A 15,442-nucleotide genomic window follows, 5' to 3' on the forward strand; every position below is an offset into this window, starting at 1 on the left:
CTAAGTCATATTAGGGCTTCTTTTTTATGATGTGAAGGTAAACAAGTGCAAAATATTGCCATTATTTTATTGATGCTTGCATGCTTGGCAGTATTGTCTTTTTTGGTATTTATAAGTTTTAAATTACTTCGCGATAGTCAAAAACAGATGAAATTAGATAAAGAGAAAAAAGATCAAAAAAAATCTCTTGATCGTTAAACCTGTTTTAAATCGATCTGTCTTGTCGCTCCATATTCGAAACGTTCAGGCCAGTTGCACACATCACTCACAACACACTCATTGCACTTTGGCTTCCGCGCAATACAGCAATAACGTCCATGTAAAATTAACCAATGATGAGCGTCTACAATAAACTCTTTTGGAATCACTTTAACTAGACGGTGTTCAACTTCGAGTACATTTTTTCCTACCGCAAGTCCAGTACGATTACCTAATCGAAAGATGTGGGTATCAACGGCCATGGTTGGTTGACCAAAAGCGGTATTTAATACCACATTTGCAGTTTTTCGACCTACGCCCGGAAGTGCTTCTAAATCAGCACGGTTGTTAGGAACAGTACTGTTGTGTTGTTTAATCAATATTTCACAAGCTTTGATGACATTTTCAGCTTTAGAGTTATAGAGACCTATTGTTTTAATATAAGATTTTAATCCTTCTACACCTAAGGCATAGATTGCTTCAGGTGTGTTTGCTACAGGGAAAAGCTTATCTGTGGCCTTATTTACGCTTACATCAGTAGCTTGTGCTGATAAGGTCACAGCAACTAACAACTCAAAGGGTGAAGAATAATTCAGCTCTGTTTTAGGGTTTGGGCGTTGAGCTCTTAATCTTTCAAAAAAAATTTGAATTTGGTTTTTTGTCATCTTTTTTACAGTTTTAGGTGTTTTAACGTTCATTTAAACACCCTCAATTGAATTGAGTTTTTCATATAAAGTATTGAGTTGCTCTTGCTTATCGACACTCTCACGTACAGCAAGTTGTTTTTCAAGCTTTTTAATTTGTGTACGTAATTTGGCAAGTTCGATTGTAGATTTTGCATCTAATGTCTTATGAAGCGCTGTTTTTTTTATCGTTTGAATAGTAGGTACTGATTGTAATTGTTTTGAAAATTGAGCAAAAAGCGCAGTATCAATTTCAGCTTTAACGACAGGACCTTTGCGATGAAGACTGCGATTTTCCTCACGTTGAATATGAGCATAATAACGATTTCTAAGATCATTTTGTTCTAGGATGCGGGCTTGCTCATTTGGTATGGGCTGTAAATCTTCAACAAGATCGATACAGTCAACTGGACAAGGTGGTATACATAATTCGCATCCAGTACAAAGATCAGTTAACACAGTATGCATTAACTTTCCTGATCCAATGATGGCATCTACAGGGCAAGCACTGATGCATTTAGTGCAACCAATACACTCGTCTTCACGTATGATCGCTTTCATACGCTGTGGGCGACCATCAAATTGAATTGGCCAAACGCTTTCTTCAGCTTTAAGCTTAGGGCGATTCAGTAAGTGAGCAATTGCGTCAGCAACAGGTTGACCGCCAGGGACACATTTATTCGCGTCTTCTCCTTCTACAATAGCTTTAGCATAAGGTAAACAACCATCACGGTGGCCACATAGACCACATTGGGTTTGAGGTAGGAAAGCATCAACTTGTTGTATCAATGAGATTTGTGCGTGCATGTACGTTAAAACTTAATCAAGCGAAAAGGAGATCATAGGTGCGAAATATGAATGATTTTAACATGATTAGTGTTAGTTTGGGGTGCGCTGTTATGGGTCATTTATCGCGCAATAAAAGCGCCGAATAAGCATTAATTCATAATTAAAAGTAATGAATTTGATAATTTAAAATTATTAAATACTATAATTAAGTAATTGAAATTAAAAAAATATTAAAAAAAATTATGAAAACTATTGTACAGTGCCTGTAAAAGATATTTAATACTTTGCGCCAAAACTTATCAATATATTGAAATTTTGACCAATTTTGATCCATTTTCTGCTGAGGATTAAGCGTTGAAATACAACAGCCTTAACGACTTCCTAGACTACGTTAAAAAACGTGATGCACATCAACCAGAATTTCTTCAAGCTGTTGAAGAGGTGATGACAAGCTTATGGCCTTTTATTGAAAAGAACCCTAAGTATGCAGCTCATGGTTTATTAGAACGTTTAGTTGAACCTGAACGTGCGATTCAATTCCGCGTTTCTTGGGTTGATGATCAAGGTCAAACACACGTTAACCGTGCGTTCCGTGTTCAGTACAACTCAGCAATTGGTCCATTCAAAGGTGGTATGCGTTTCCACCCTTCAGTGAACCTTTCAATCCTAAAATTCTTAGGTTTTGAACAGACTTTCAAAAATGCGTTAACTACACTACCAATGGGTGGTGGTAAAGGTGGTTCTGATTTTGACCCTAAAGGTAAATCAGAAGGCGAAATCATGCGTTTCTGCCAAGCACTCATGATCGAGTTATACCGTCACTTAGGATCTGACACAGATATTCCTGCGGGTGATATTGGTGTTGGTGGCCGCGAAGTTGGTTACATGGCGGGTATGATGAAGAAGCTCAGCAATGACACTTCATGCGTATTTACAGGTAAGGGTTTAACTTTTGGTGGTTCACTAGCGCGCCCTGAAGCAACTGGTTACGGTACAGTGTATTTCGCTGAGGAAATGCTTAAGACTCGTAACGACAGTTTCAAAGACAAGGTAGTTACAATCTCTGGTTCGGGTAACGTTGCACAGTTTGCTGCTGACAAAGCAATGTATTTGGGCGCAAAAGTTGTTTCACTTTCAGATTCAGCTGGTACTGTATACATTAAAGACGGTTTAACTCCAGAGCTTTTAGCTGAAGTAATGGAGCTTAAAAACGTTCAACGTGGTCGTATCTCTGAGTTTGCAGCGAAGAATGGTTTTGAATATCTTGAAGGGCAACGTCCTTGGGGTATTAAGTGTGATATCGCACTTCCATGTGCAACACAAAATGAATTAGATGCTGATGATGCGGATAAATTGCTTGCAAATGGTGTGATCTGCGTAGCTGAAGGCGCAAATATGCCTTCTACACTTGCTGCAGTTGAAAAATTCGTTGATGCAAAAATTCTATATGCTCCAGGTAAGGCATCCAATGCTGGTGGTGTTGCAACTTCTGGTCTTGAAATGTCTCAAAATGCGCTTCGTTTAGGTTGGTCTTTCGAAGAAGTAGATGAGCGTTTACATGCAATCATGAAAGAAATTCACCGTAACTGCGTAAAATTCGGTACTCAAGAAGATGGTACTGTGAATTATGTAGATGGTGCGAACATTGCTGGTTTCGTAAAAGTTGCTGATGCGATGTTAGCTCAGGGTGTATTCTAAGAATATATTCAAAAATAAAAAAACCGAGGCTTAGCCTCGGTTTTTTATTCTTTATAAAGAACCTTTTACAGCTTCACGCTCTACAGCCATATCAAAAATATAAGCATACTTTGATTGATCTGCAGCAGGATTTTTAATTTCATAACGTTTTACACGAATGATTTGACGTTCATTCGGACTATGTGAAAAACCTTCAATTTGATCGTAGAATAAAGTCCAGTCTTTATCGACTTGCGTTTTAATACCACTATCGTTGTATTTTATTTCTCTGACTTGTAGACAAGTTTGGGGAGCTACACCAGTACATTGTTTAGTTTCTGGCGAAATTTCAAGAAATATGGTTTCACCTTGAGTTTTGTATTTGGTTTCAGGTGTCATTTTACCCGTGAAGATAATCTTTTCACCATTCGGCTGTACCAAAGTCAACGTTGGATTATCACGATCATTTAAATTAAGCACGAAAGGAACAGCAGCTTGGGAAAATAGATTCCCAGCAAAGTGTTCTTGTTCGGCAGCCAAACCATTGCATCCCTTCATGGTAGATGCAAGTTGAGCAGCTACGATAGTATTGTTTTTTAGCTCAAACCCGCCAAATAAAGTATTGCAGCTCGTATGAATTGAAAGTTTTTTATCAGCGGTGAAGTTTAAAGTGATTGGTTGAGGCGCATTTTGTGGATTGGCTTGCCATTGGTATGCAGCGAGAGTTTGATCAGCATTTTGTTGTTGAAGCACAGACACAGCTAAATCCCCAGCTTTTTGTAGATCGGAAGTCTGACACGCAGCAAGTGTGATAGGCAAAATAGCCAAGGTAATTAATTTTAATTTCATAACAAGCTTTCTAAATTGTATTGATCCGAGGAAGGATAACGCAGGAGATCTAAAAAATTATGGATACATTCTGCACTTTTCAGTATCAAAATGTATCCATTGATCGATGATTATTTCGTGATGGTCATTTAAAAAATGATATTTTATTTTCTCTCAATCAAAGCGATAAATATCCATTCCTAAAGCACCCATGGTAAAACTACTATGTACAATGCTAAAACGATCACCAGTGCCCATAGAGAAAAATAAAGGTGCAAAGTGTTCTATCGTAGGGTGGTTACGATGAACAAAAGGAATCGTATTCCACGCTAAAATAGCAGGATAATCCGAATGAGTGAGCTGCTGCACCACGTAGTTTCTAAAAGTTGATGCCCATTCTGGAACTTCACTCGTTTCACCATGCCAAGCAAGCTCTCTTAAATTATGAGTAATGCTTCCCGAGCCAATTAATAATATTTGCTGATCTCTTAATGGAGCGAGAGCTTGACCAATTTTAAATATCTCTTCAGCAGACATCGTCATGGGTAAAGAGATTTCGACTACGGGGATATCAGCTTCTGGATACATATGTAATAAAGGCATCCATACGCCATGATCACGAGGTCGCGTACTATTGGCATGTGCAGTAATTTGTGCCTCAGCGAATAAATTTAAAACTTGTTCAGCAACATCTGGAGCACCAGGGGCAGGATAGCGAATTTCATAGAGTGCATCTGGGAAACCTCGAAAATCGTGCCATGTTTCAGGTCTAGTCCCCGTACTTACTTCGAGTGCATTGCTTTCCCAATGCGCAGACATGACGATTATCGCTCTAGGTTTGGGCAAATTGAGACTCAAGCGATGTAAAGCTGGACCAACCTGTTCAGGATTCAAAGCCAGCATTGGAGAGCCATGTGAGATGAATAAGCCAGGTAGCGTTTGAATAGTCATGAGGTTGGTTCCATTCTTAGATGTATGAGGTGATCATCGCAAATTTTAGAAGTCAGAGTAACCATTTAAATTTGAACATCATGTTGCAAATTCGGAACGATTATCCAGCACGATGGTACGGATGGTTATGATTAATGCTCATGGCACGGTAAAGTTGTTCAATTAACAGAATGCGAACCATAGGGTGGGGTAGCGTTAATTTAGATAAAGACCAGTGCCAAGCAGCAGCTTTACGAACTGCATCAGAATGTCCATCAGGTCCACCAATCGCGAGCACAACATCATTCCCTTCAAGCATCCAACCTTTCATGGTTTCAGCTAATTTTTCTGTACTAAACTCTTTTCCTCCCACTTCAAGTGCAATTAAAAGTTCATTTCCTTTCAGTGCATTTAAAATGCTATCGCCTTCGATATTACGGTATTTTAAAATATCAGCTTCAGAGTCATTCTTTCCGCGTTTCGCCATAGGAAGCTCAACAATTTGAGTTTGTACAAAAGGTTGAATTCTTTTGAAATAATCTTCAAAACCAGTAAGAACCCATGCTGGCATTTTTTGACCAATGGTCAAGATACGAATTTTCATGAAAATGTGTCACTAGAAGTTTCACGATATTATACATTTCAAAGTGATGAATTTATAAAATCAAAAGTTAAAACATAATGAGTTGTTAAATTTGCATCCATTGATATCTTATAAAAAAAGAGAGCCTAAGCTCTCTTTCTTCAGTTAAAAGACCGATTAGTGTCGTGCAGATTTTGATTCGTCAACTGCTTTCACAATGGGTGTTTTTACTAATGGTTTAGGCATAGAGGTTAATGCTAGTGGTAAAATTTCATCAATTGATTTTACAACTTTGATATCTAAACCTTCTTTCACATTATCAGGAATTTCGACTAAATCACGTGCATTTTCCTGTGGAATAAAGACCATTTTTACACCGCCACGATGTGCAGCCAGTAATTTTTCCTTTAAACCACCAATACGCATTGCACGGCCACTCAAGCTAGTTTCACCAGTCATTGCAATATCAGGTCGAATCGCAATGCCAGTAAACGCTGAAACTAATGCTGTCGTCAAAGCAAGACCAGCTGAAGGACCATCTTTAGGCGTAGCGCCTTCAGGTAAGTGCACGTGAATATCGGTTTCTTCAAAGCGAGTAGAATCGATACCCAAAGCATCAGCTCGTGTACGCACTACGGTCATCGCTGCAGTAATAGACTCCTTCATAACATCACCTAAAGAACCAGTGGTTACAAATTTGCCTTTACCTTTCATTGCTGCAACTTCAATTGTCAGTAGTTCACCACCAACTGAAGTCCAAGCTAGACCATTAACACGACCGACTTGAGCTTCTTCTTCAGCCATACCAAAATCGAATTTATGCGGCCCTAAGTAGTCAGGTAGATTTGCCGAATTAACTTCAATTTGAAGATTTTTCGCTTTTTTACTAACCGCTTCTTTAACCACTTTACGTGCGATTTTAGAGACTTCACGCTCTAAACTTCGAACACCAGCTTCACGTGTATAGCGTTGTACGATATCTCGAATTGCTTCTTCGTGTACACTTAATTCCTTAGCACGTAAGCCATTATTCTTGATTGCTTTAGGTACTAAGTAACGCTCAGCAATATTGATTTTCTCTTCCTCTGTATAACCAGGAAGGCGAATGACCTCCATACGATCTAACAAAGCTTCAGGTATATTCATACTGTTTGCAGTACAAATAAACATGACTTCAGATAAATCAAGATCAAGATCGAGATAGTGATCGTTGAATTTGTGATTCTGTGAAGGATCAAGCACTTCTAACAAGGCAGATGCAGGATCACCACGATGATCTTGAGCCATTTTGTCAATTTCATCGAGTAGGAATAAAGGGTTTTTTACACCGACTTTAGAAAGTGATTGCACAATCTTACCTGGCATCGCACCAATATAAGTTCTGCGATGTCCACGAATCTCAGCCTCATCACGAACACCACCAAGTGCCATTCGAACGAATTCGCGACCTGTTGCTTTAGCTACAGACTCACCTAATGAGGTTTTACCTACACCAGGAGGACCTACGAGACACAATACTGGTCCACGTAGTTTTTTTACACGTGACTGAACAGCAAGATATTCAACGATACGTTCTTTAACTTCATCCAAACCATAATGATCAGCATCAAGAATATCTTGAGCTTTAGCAAGATTGATACTTACTTTGCTCGCCTTATTCCATGGTGTATCTAAAATAGTTTCGATGTAATTACGAACTACGGCTGCTTCACTCGATGCAGGCTGCATTGCTTTGAGCTTACGGAATTCACCTTCTGCTTTTTTACGAACATGCTCAGGAAGATCAGCTTCAGCTAAACGTTTTTCAATCTCTGCGATATCATCTTCAGCACCGCCATTCATGTCAGAAAGTTCACGCTGAATAACTTTCATTTTTTCATTTAGAAAATATTCGCGCTGATTCTTTTCCATTTGACGTTTTACATTGTCATGTAAATTTTGCTCAATCTGTTGTTCTTCAGACTGTTGAAGCAAATAAGTCATTAACTCTTGTAAATGAGCTTCAAATTCATCGTGTTCGAGGAATTTTTGTTTCACTTCGATATTTAACGGCACGCGTGTTGCGACGAAGAACATGAGTTGCAATAAATCATCGATTTTATTTGCAGCATTAATTAACTCACGCGCATTACGTAGTTTTGCTTCAGCGTATTGGCTGAAAAGACCACGTAATTCTTCGAGGCGAGTTTGTTGAGTTGCCGATTCCATACGGATCGTCATTGGGCTAAGGCTGTGCTCAGCTTCTAAATAATCGTTTTGATCGTAAATATTAATCAATTTAGAGCGATAAATACCCTCGATTAAAACCTTAATGCAGTTTTCATCGTTCTCATGATTTACGACTTGCACAATCTTCGCGACAGTACCGTATTGATATAAATTGTCGTGATCAATTTCTTCTGTAAGAGAATCTTGTTGAGCTACTACAAAAACTAAATTGTCACTGTTACGAGCTACATCAACTGCTTTAATCGATTTTTCACGGCCGACAAAAAGCGCAATTTGCATGTGTGGATAAACCACAACATCACGCAAAGCTAATAGCGGTAACACGCTAGGGGTCTGAAGTTCTAAGTTTTCTTCATTCATAATAATATCAGTCATGAGCACTCCTAATGAGTGACAACGGTGTTGCCATATTTTTATAGTGATGTGTAATTTAAAAAATACAAGGGTGAAAATCGATAAAATTCGATTTATTTCTACTAATCTTGATAAATTCAGTTGGATTTAGGGTTAATTAACATTCTCCGTTTGAATTTTAATCGTTTTTTAGGGGTGATTAACTCATCTAATGGCTGATCCCAAGGCTGGCGATTTAAAGGATCTAAAATTAATTGAAAGTCATGCGCTAAACCGATGCGATAGGGGTGATTGCTCGCATGCTTTAATGTTCTATCATAAAAGCCACCTCCCATACCCATACGTGTTCCATGATGATCACACGCAACAAGGGGCATCAACAGTACATCAAGTTGTTTTACATTTTGCCCCAATCTATGCATAGGCTCATACATGCCTAATTTATGTTTAGTAAAACGTTTATTTAGATATTGATGCTTTGAAATTGGAACCCATTTCAAAGTTGAATCAAGTCTGGAGACTTTTGGGAGATAAACGACTTTATGCTTCGAAAAGCAATGCATGATTAGGATATGTGTTTGAACTTCACCGAATGCATCTAAATAAATCCCAATTTTTTGTGCAGATTTAAATTTAGAGTGAGATTGGATTTTTGACAAAACCTGAAAAGCAGAACGTCGTTGCGTAAAAATTGAGAGTTGTCTTCTACGAGAGCGTAGAGTTTTTCTTAAAAGTTGTGTTTGCAACTGCATTTCAAACTATACCAATCTAAGTGCATGTGTAAGGTAAGTAGTTTATCGATTTTTACTCAGGTTTAATCAACCTGATTTGAATATTTTCGATAGTATATTTTTCATTTACTCTAGGTGTAACAAATAAAAGATTAGGGTCAATTTAATTGTAAATTGAAGCCGATAAGCTGAACTCTATCGGATCAGTTAAGTTCTGATCATAAAAAATAGAAAAGGGAACGATAATGAAAAATAAAAAATACGGTATTCTATTTAAAAAGAGCAAGCATGCTTATCGTATGGTTATGCTCACGACAGTAATTAGTCTTTCTGGTCTAATCACAAATCATGTAAATGCTCAAACTAACTCTAAGTTGGATTTATCATTGTCCAGCCATTCTGTGAATAAAATAAAAAAACTACTGAATGATCCAAAAGTTTGGCAACAGATTCCGAAACAAGTCACCTTATGTGTGTATTCACCGAGCGGTGCTCATGGTGAAGCATTTGAGCAGGCGACGAGCTATATGAGTGAATTACCACGAATTGCTAAAGTTGCTCAAGATTTCGGCGTGCAAATGACTGTCAATCGTACGGCTAAGCTACAAATGCAGATAGATTTGAATTATCCAAAATTAAAGCAAAAAACATCCACTGAAGTTAATTTAAAAGTCTATACAGATGAACGGGTTTTAACTGAAGACTTTAGAAGTAAACGTTGTGATGGTGCTGGAATAAGTAATTTACGTGCTAAGCAATTCAACTCTTTTGTTGGAAGTATTGATGCAATAGGTGCAGTTCAAAACTATAAACAACTGACTAAAGTGATTCAGCTGTTAGCAAGACCTGAATTTGACTCGAAAATGGTCAATAAGGATTATGAGGTTGTCGGTATTGTGCCTTTAGGTGCTGCTTATATTATGGTAAATGATCGTAAAATTGATACTTTATCTAAAGCAGCTGGGAAAAAAGTTGCTGTAATGAGTTTTGACGCAACCCAAAAAAAATTAGTCCAAAATGTTGGTGCTCAACCAGTTTCAGTGGATTTAACTTCTGTAGGCGGAAAATTCAACAATAAGGAAGTTGATATTATCGCAGCACCTGCAATCTTATTTGAACCTTTGGAACTCTATCGTGGAATGACAAACAAGGGCGAGGTACGAGGCGCAATTATTCGTTTTCCACTGGTTCAAGTGACGGGTACATTGATTATGCATCGAAATAAATTTCCTGCTGGAATGGGGCCCATAGCAAGGGAGATTATTTCCAAGCAATTAACACCAGCTTATAAATTTATTGATCAAACTGAATCTAAAATTGATACTAAATTTTGGATGAATATAAGAGATGCTGAGAAACCTGGATATTTGAAAATTATGCGCGAAGCTAGAATTCAGATGACAAAAGAAGGGCATTATCATCCTGAAATGATGTCTATCCTTAAAAAGATACGATGTAGTGATGATCCTAAGAATTATGAGTGTGCGCTTCAAGATGAGTAACTAATAATCTATAAAATAGATGGTTTTTATAATTTTAATCGGTTTTATTTGTTTTTAGCCATGCTTTAAATTACTCACATCTTGGTTCATGAGTAAATGTGAGATGAAAATTTTTATCGCAGTGGTTACTTATACTTTGTTGATAAGTGCATGCGCATATGATCCAGTGCATTATGAGCAGCTTAGAATGTCAGAGAACGCGCAACACATGAAATTAAATGGTTAAAAAAGCCCCCAGATGGGGGCTTTATGCCTATTTCTTTTTAACGATATCGCTCCAAGACACATTAGCTGGCACGCCTGAATTAAAGCGAACTGATGCGGATGATGAATAATCTTTAGTTTGTTCAACGACAATCTTTTGATTGTACTCATCAATAATTTCTAACTTACCGCCTGCTTTCGGGTAAATTCTCCACCACTCTTTTTCGAAGGGTTGAGTTACACTGAAGTTGAATGCATATGAAAAATTAGCATCTTTAGGTTGGCCAACGATTGTACCTTTACTTGACACACTTTGTAATTGATCATCAAAGAAACGGTATTCATAATCTTGTAGCCCCATATATTCCAATGTAGTGCTAGGGTTGTTTTTATCTAAAATCTGGAATTTTAAAGGATCTTTTACAGAATAAATTGCGCCATTAGAACCAACTGTATCTTTTACAATTTTACCAGTGACTAAATATAGTTTAGATGTATCAGTCCACGGTGTATAAAGCGCATTATTAAACTCTACTGTGGTTGAGCTTAATGTTTCAGTAAGCGAAATAGATCCTCCTTTAAATGTTACGACTTCCTTGCCGAAACTAGTAGCACAAGAATCATTACCACTTTTTAGCTTGATTATTTGAGTAGTTCCACTTTTAGTTAGCTCAGTACAAATTAAATTTCTAAAAATTGTAAATGCACTTGTTCCTTGATCTGTTAATTCAATTACTCTACCTGTACGAGTAATGGGTCCATCACCCAATGTTTCGCCAATCATGTGTCCTAATGCTTGATTAAATCGATCATCCATGACATTTAAAGATTCTGAAAAACCAAGCGTTTCTTTAAGTTTTGTTAAAAAATCTTTATCTTTAAAAGGTATAAATGTAGAGCTCACATCGCCTGGTTTAATATAATTATCATTTGGCGTGTCAAGCTTCGAGTCACTTCCACCACCACATGCACTTAGTAATGCAGCAATACTCGCAACCCCAGCCAATTTTGCTAATTTAGACATATTCTCTTCCTTTAAATATAAATCTATTCTCATTGTTTATAATGTTTGACTAATAATATGAAGTCTTTAAACAATAAGAAGACATTAAAATGAAATACTTTTTGTGTAATTTCTATTATGGGGAATAATAATTTAAATTTTAGAAAAGTTACTAGGTCATTATTAACCAAATTTACAAATAATATGTCAATTTTTTTATATTGTTAAATATATATAAAGCAATAGGTTTAAATAATTAAATAATATTGAGGATTAAATATATTTATTTTAGAAAAGTGTGTAATAATTTGTTTATGGTGATGATAATGTGATAAAAATCAAAAATTATTAATATTGATTATTAATTTGGGATAAAGCACAAGGATGTTTATTCAAAAATAAGAAAAAATAAAATAAAGACTCCGGAGATGCCGCTGCATGTGTCGTTACCCTGAACCCGACGAGTTCAAGGTGGACGCGACGTATACTTGCTGGGTTTCCCACTCGAGGTGGGCATACGCTCTAAATATACAGAACACAATCCATAAGTTTAAGTATCGGCAGGGGAATAGACCCGCTGGCGAACATCCCAGAGTTAAATTAAGTATAACGAAATGAGTGAGATTGGCAAACCTTGGTGTACCCATTATTTGCGTGATAATTCACTCAGTAAAACTGACTGTGCAAACTTAGATCAAATTTATACAGTTTTTTCAACGTCTTCCAAGATTGTTGCAAGTAAGCGTTCACAATGAGAATATTCTTGTAAGGATTTGTTCATTGTTAAAACTTCTTGCATAAGCTCTAAAGCCACCATGATAACGAGCTTATTGTGTTCTACGTTAGGTGCTTTTCTACGAAATTCTTGAAATTTCTCATTCAGCAAATCACCAGCACGTTGTAAATCATCTTTCCGATCTTGAGTGGTTGAAAGTCTAAATGTTTGTTCAATTAGTCTTAACTCGACTGTAACGACTTCAGACATAATTATGCTTCCTCATTTTGTTCAGCCGGATTTTCTAATTGTTGGATTTCTTGGGCATGATGATCTTGATCAGTACCTAAAATGGCCAATCGTTGAATGATTTGCTCAACCTTAGTTTTAGCGAGTTCATTTTTTTTGATTAAACGTTGATTTTCAGCCTTCAATTCATCAATTTCTTTTTGAGCTTGACGTTGTTCAGCCAACATTTTTTCTTTGATTACTCTCAACTCATTCCTTTCAGCCAAGATTTCCTGAAATCTATTTTTTAAATCAGTACAACTCTTTTCTAAACGACTATAACGTTCTGCTAAAGCAGTAGCATCTTGATTTAAAGTTTTATAAATACCATCCAATTGATTGTATTTGTCATTTAGACTTTCAATCTGTTCTTGCTTTTGAGTGATGACGCTATTTTTTTGAGCAGTTTGAGTTTGATGAGTTTCCTGAAGTTCTTTCTGCTTAGCTTCAAGAGAACTATTCATTTGTTCGGTTTCGGACAAACGATGTTTAAGCGTGCCTAAATGCGTTTGTAAACGCTGTAATTGTTCTAACATAACGAGGTCGCGTAGTTTCGCAATCAAAGGTAATATATACAGAAGTATAGAGATTGGAAAAGCGAATGCAAGACGATATTTCAGGTTGGACAGATTGGAACCAACAATTCGGTTCAATTGAGGAAATTACTAGTCCTAGTGAGTTACATGGTCTACTTACAGGTATTGTTTGTGTAACTGAACCGCCATCTCATGAGGAGTGGATACAAATTTTGTCTACATTGAATGTGCCTCAATTAGAACCTACGGCGCTTAATTTACTGGCTGAGGAATCTGAAGATGTTTCGCATGCTTTATCAGAAGATGAATTAGATTATTTACCCATTTTGCCTGATGATGAACATGTATTGTCTGAGCGTGTTCAAGCTTTAGCAGATTGGTGTGCAGGAGTGGTATTGGGGTTTGGATTAGCGTCTGGGCATATTCGTGCTGATGAAGCTGAGTTGATTGAACACTTGCAAGATATTGCAGCAGTCGAGTTTGAAGATTCTGATAATGATGAAGAAGGTGAAATTAGCTATCAAGAACTTTATGAATTTGTTCGATTAATTCCAGTAAGTTTATCTGTTGGACGAACCAAAATTACTGTTGAAGAAAGCTCATTACTGAAACATGTAAAACCAACAATTTCAAAAAAAAATGAGCAAAGTGTCGTTGAGATGTTTACACCTCATCGACCAAGTTGATTACATTTAATCAAGAGTACTACTTAACATATAAGTAGTACTGTATTTTCTTAAATTAAATAGCCTAAGCTGCAGAAAAGATATGAAACTTACTCAATCAGATTTTCAAAAACGACGTGATCAATTAGCCGCTGAAATAGGCCTAAGAAGCATTGCAATTATTGCAACACGTGAAGAAATGTTTAGAAATCGTGATGCTGATTATAAATATCGCGCTGATAGTAGCTTTTTTTATCTAACAGGATTTGCAGAGCCTGAAGCAGTTGCTGTAATTGAAACATTTGATACTGAAGAAGAAGGTTATACCTACAGTTTATTTTGTCGTGAACGCAATCGAGAGATGGAAATCTGGACAGGTTACCGTGCAGGGATTGATGGTGCAGTCGATGATTATGATGCGGATGAAGCTTATGCGATTGATCTACTAGACGAAGAAATCATCGCAAAGCTTCAAGGAAAAGAAAGATTATTTTATAGAATTGGTCAACAAGCCAGTTTTGATGCAAAAATTACAAAATGGATTGCAGAAGCAAGTGGTGAAAGCCGACGTGGTACCGCTGCACCGACACAATTGATTCAGTTAGATGCAATTTTAGATGAGATGCGTCTACACAAAGAGCCAAAAGAAATAGAGTTAATGCAAATCGCATCTGAGATTTCTGCTCAAGCACATACGCAAGCGATGAAATCTGTACGACCAGGAATGATGGAATATGCTTTAGAAGCGGAGCTGAATTATATTTTTGGTAAAAATGGTTGTGTACCATCGTATAACAGTATTGTGGGTGGTGGTAAAAATGCTTGTATATTGCACTATGTTGAAAATAACAAACAACTTAATGACGGCGATTTAGTTTTAATAGATGCAGCTTGTGAGTATGAGTTTTACGCATCAGATATCACTCGAACATTTCCTGTAAATGGTAAATTTAATCCTGAACAAAAGGCGCTTTATAATATAGTGCTTGATGCTCAAATCGCTGCAATAGATGCGGTTAGAATTGGTAACTCTTACAAAGAGCCACACTACGTTGCTGTTCGTATTTTAGTGCAAGGCTTGCTTAATCTTGGAATCATGCAGGGTGATCTCGATGAAATCATTGAGACAGAAGCCTATCGTCAATTTTATATGCATGGAACTGGTCACTGGTTAGGCATGGATGTTCATGACGTAGGGGCATATAAAGTCGATGGACAATGGCGAACATATCAAGAAGGTATGGTGGTGACCATTGAGCCAGGATTATATATTGCTCCTGATGATGAAACTGTCGATCCAAAATGGAGAGGGATTGGTATTCGTATTGAAGATGATATTGTTGTCACGCAAGATGGACCGAGAAACCTGACTGCTAAAGTAGTGAAAACCATTGAAGATATCGAAGCCTTGATGGCGAGTTAACCATTTTCACAAATCTCAAAAGTCGATGGAAACATCGGCTTTTTTTTAAATGCCATATTTAATACTGAAAAATGAATTATGGCTTCATCTTCAATAACGCTAAT

General features: G+C 37.1%; 15 protein-coding genes and 1 other RNA gene. 5 read left to right on the forward strand and 11 right to left on the reverse strand.

Annotated elements, in window-relative coordinates:
* Positions 1–45 precede the first annotated feature (45 nt).
* The gene (locus AC1M85_RS04690; protein ID WP_171076785.1) at positions 46–198 is read left to right on the forward strand and encodes a hypothetical protein; all 153 of its coding nucleotides are present in this window, start codon (positions 46–48) and stop codon (positions 196–198) included.
* Here the strand turns inward: AC1M85_RS04690 and nth are convergent.
* The gene (nth, locus tag AC1M85_RS04695) at positions 195–896 is read right to left on the reverse strand and encodes an endonuclease III (protein WP_488213637.1); all 702 of its coding nucleotides are present in this window, start codon (positions 894–896) and stop codon (positions 195–197) included. The two genes, AC1M85_RS04690 and nth, sit on opposite strands and share 4 nt — an antisense overlap.
* A complete protein-coding gene (locus AC1M85_RS04700; RefSeq protein ID WP_488213638.1) occupies positions 897–1,688 on the reverse strand; it encodes an RnfABCDGE type electron transport complex subunit B in 792 nt (263 codons plus the stop codon).
* A 336-nt stretch (positions 1,689–2,024) separates the two neighbouring features.
* On the opposite strand from AC1M85_RS04700, the gene gdhA reads away from it, so the two are divergent.
* Entirely contained in the window at positions 2,025–3,368 is a 1,344-nt protein-coding gene (gene gdhA / locus AC1M85_RS04705) for an NADP-specific glutamate dehydrogenase (RefSeq protein ID WP_488213639.1), read from the forward strand.
* Between the two features lie 51 nt (positions 3,369–3,419).
* On the opposite strand, the gene AC1M85_RS04710 is transcribed toward gdhA, so the two are convergent.
* The 5 genes from AC1M85_RS04710 to AC1M85_RS04730 form a co-directional block, all read right to left on the reverse strand.
* The gene (locus AC1M85_RS04710) at positions 3,420–4,196 is read right to left on the reverse strand and encodes a DUF4377 domain-containing protein (RefSeq protein WP_488213640.1); all 777 of its coding nucleotides are present in this window, start codon (positions 4,194–4,196) and stop codon (positions 3,420–3,422) included.
* A 153-nt stretch (positions 4,197–4,349) separates the two neighbouring features.
* Positions 4,350–5,126, reverse strand: coding sequence for a DODA-type extradiol aromatic ring-opening family dioxygenase (locus AC1M85_RS04715; RefSeq protein ID WP_035268472.1), 777 nt, complete (start codon positions 5,124–5,126; stop codon positions 4,350–4,352).
* Positions 5,127–5,226: 100 nt separating this feature from the next.
* A complete protein-coding gene (rlmH, locus tag AC1M85_RS04720) occupies positions 5,227–5,709 on the reverse strand; it encodes a 23S rRNA (pseudouridine(1915)-N(3))-methyltransferase RlmH (protein WP_035268469.1) in 483 nt (160 codons plus the stop codon).
* 156 nt (positions 5,710–5,865) lie between these two features.
* Entirely contained in the window at positions 5,866–8,292 is a 2,427-nt protein-coding gene (gene lon, locus AC1M85_RS04725) for an endopeptidase La (protein ID WP_035269773.1), read from the reverse strand.
* A gap of 116 nt (positions 8,293–8,408) precedes the next feature.
* Positions 8,409–9,023, reverse strand: a complete 615-nt coding sequence (locus AC1M85_RS04730; protein ID WP_035269772.1) for a 5-formyltetrahydrofolate cyclo-ligase — start codon at positions 9,021–9,023, stop codon at positions 8,409–8,411.
* A 224-nt stretch (positions 9,024–9,247) separates the two neighbouring features.
* Here AC1M85_RS04730 and AC1M85_RS04735 point away from each other — a divergent pair, with 224 nt between their 5' ends.
* Positions 9,248–10,504, forward strand: a complete 1,257-nt coding sequence (locus tag AC1M85_RS04735) for a putative solute-binding protein (RefSeq protein WP_488213641.1) — start codon at positions 9,248–9,250, stop codon at positions 10,502–10,504.
* Positions 10,505–10,757: 253 nt separating this feature from the next.
* Here the strand turns inward: AC1M85_RS04735 and AC1M85_RS04740 are convergent, their stop codons facing one another.
* From AC1M85_RS04740 to AC1M85_RS04755, 4 genes are all read right to left on the reverse strand, one after another.
* The gene (locus AC1M85_RS04740) at positions 10,758–11,732 is read right to left on the reverse strand and encodes a hypothetical protein (RefSeq protein ID WP_488213642.1); all 975 of its coding nucleotides are present in this window, start codon (positions 11,730–11,732) and stop codon (positions 10,758–10,760) included.
* A gap of 394 nt (positions 11,733–12,126) precedes the next feature.
* A non-coding RNA gene (gene ssrS, locus AC1M85_RS04745) (6S RNA) lies at positions 12,127–12,310 on the reverse strand.
* Between the two features lie 101 nt (positions 12,311–12,411).
* A complete protein-coding gene (locus AC1M85_RS04750) occupies positions 12,412–12,696 on the reverse strand; it encodes a cell division protein ZapA (RefSeq protein WP_180027932.1) in 285 nt (94 codons plus the stop codon).
* Between the two features lie 2 nt (positions 12,697–12,698).
* Positions 12,699–13,250, reverse strand: coding sequence for a hypothetical protein (locus tag AC1M85_RS04755; protein ID WP_035269763.1), 552 nt, complete (start codon positions 13,248–13,250; stop codon positions 12,699–12,701).
* A 65-nt stretch (positions 13,251–13,315) separates the two neighbouring features.
* Between AC1M85_RS04755 and AC1M85_RS04760 the strand changes: the two genes are divergently transcribed.
* Together AC1M85_RS04760 and pepP are read left to right on the forward strand one after the other, a co-directional pair.
* Positions 13,316–13,936, forward strand: a complete 621-nt coding sequence (locus AC1M85_RS04760; RefSeq protein WP_488213643.1) for a UPF0149 family protein — start codon at positions 13,316–13,318, stop codon at positions 13,934–13,936.
* Positions 13,937–14,018: 82 nt separating this feature from the next.
* Positions 14,019–15,338 (forward strand): Xaa-Pro aminopeptidase, encoded by a 1,320-nt coding sequence (gene pepP / locus AC1M85_RS04765; protein ID WP_488213644.1) that lies wholly within the window; start codon positions 14,019–14,021, stop codon positions 15,336–15,338.
* The last annotated feature ends 104 nt before the right edge of the window (positions 15,339–15,442 follow it).

It is taken from the genome of Acinetobacter sp. 24-47-64, assembly GCF_057737055.1.

Bases quoted from the DNA above. Each gene is read 5' to 3' on its own strand.
- AC1M85_RS04755 (WP_035269763.1), bottom strand. From the start codon at position 13,250: ATGTTAGAACAATTACAGCGTTTACAAACGCATTTAGGCACGCTTAAA.
- AC1M85_RS04740 (WP_488213642.1), bottom strand. From the start codon at position 11,732: ATGTCTAAATTAGCAAAATTGGCTGGGGTTGCGAGTATTGCTGCATTA.
- nth (WP_488213637.1), bottom strand. From the start codon at position 896: ATGAACGTTAAAACACCTAAAACTGTAAAAAAGATGACAAAAAACCAA.
- AC1M85_RS04760 (WP_488213643.1), top strand. From the start codon at position 13,316: ATGCAAGACGATATTTCAGGTTGGACAGATTGGAACCAACAATTCGGT.
- AC1M85_RS04715 (WP_035268472.1), bottom strand. From the start codon at position 5,126: ATGACTATTCAAACGCTACCTGGCTTATTCATCTCACATGGCTCTCCA.
- AC1M85_RS04710 (WP_488213640.1), bottom strand. From the start codon at position 4,196: ATGAAATTAAAATTAATTACCTTGGCTATTTTGCCTATCACACTTGCT.
- AC1M85_RS04700 (WP_488213638.1), bottom strand. From the start codon at position 1,688: ATGCACGCACAAATCTCATTGATACAACAAGTTGATGCTTTCCTACCT.
- AC1M85_RS04735 (WP_488213641.1), top strand. From the start codon at position 9,248: ATGAAAAATAAAAAATACGGTATTCTATTTAAAAAGAGCAAGCATGCT.
- rlmH (WP_035268469.1), bottom strand. From the start codon at position 5,709: ATGAAAATTCGTATCTTGACCATTGGTCAAAAAATGCCAGCATGGGTT.
- AC1M85_RS04750 (WP_180027932.1), bottom strand. From the start codon at position 12,696: ATGTCTGAAGTCGTTACAGTCGAGTTAAGACTAATTGAACAAACATTT.
- AC1M85_RS04730 (WP_035269772.1), bottom strand. From the start codon at position 9,023: ATGCAGTTGCAAACACAACTTTTAAGAAAAACTCTACGCTCTCGTAGA.
- pepP (WP_488213644.1), top strand. From the start codon at position 14,019: ATGAAACTTACTCAATCAGATTTTCAAAAACGACGTGATCAATTAGCC.
- lon (WP_035269773.1), bottom strand. From the start codon at position 8,292: ATGACTGATATTATTATGAATGAAGAAAACTTAGAACTTCAGACCCCT.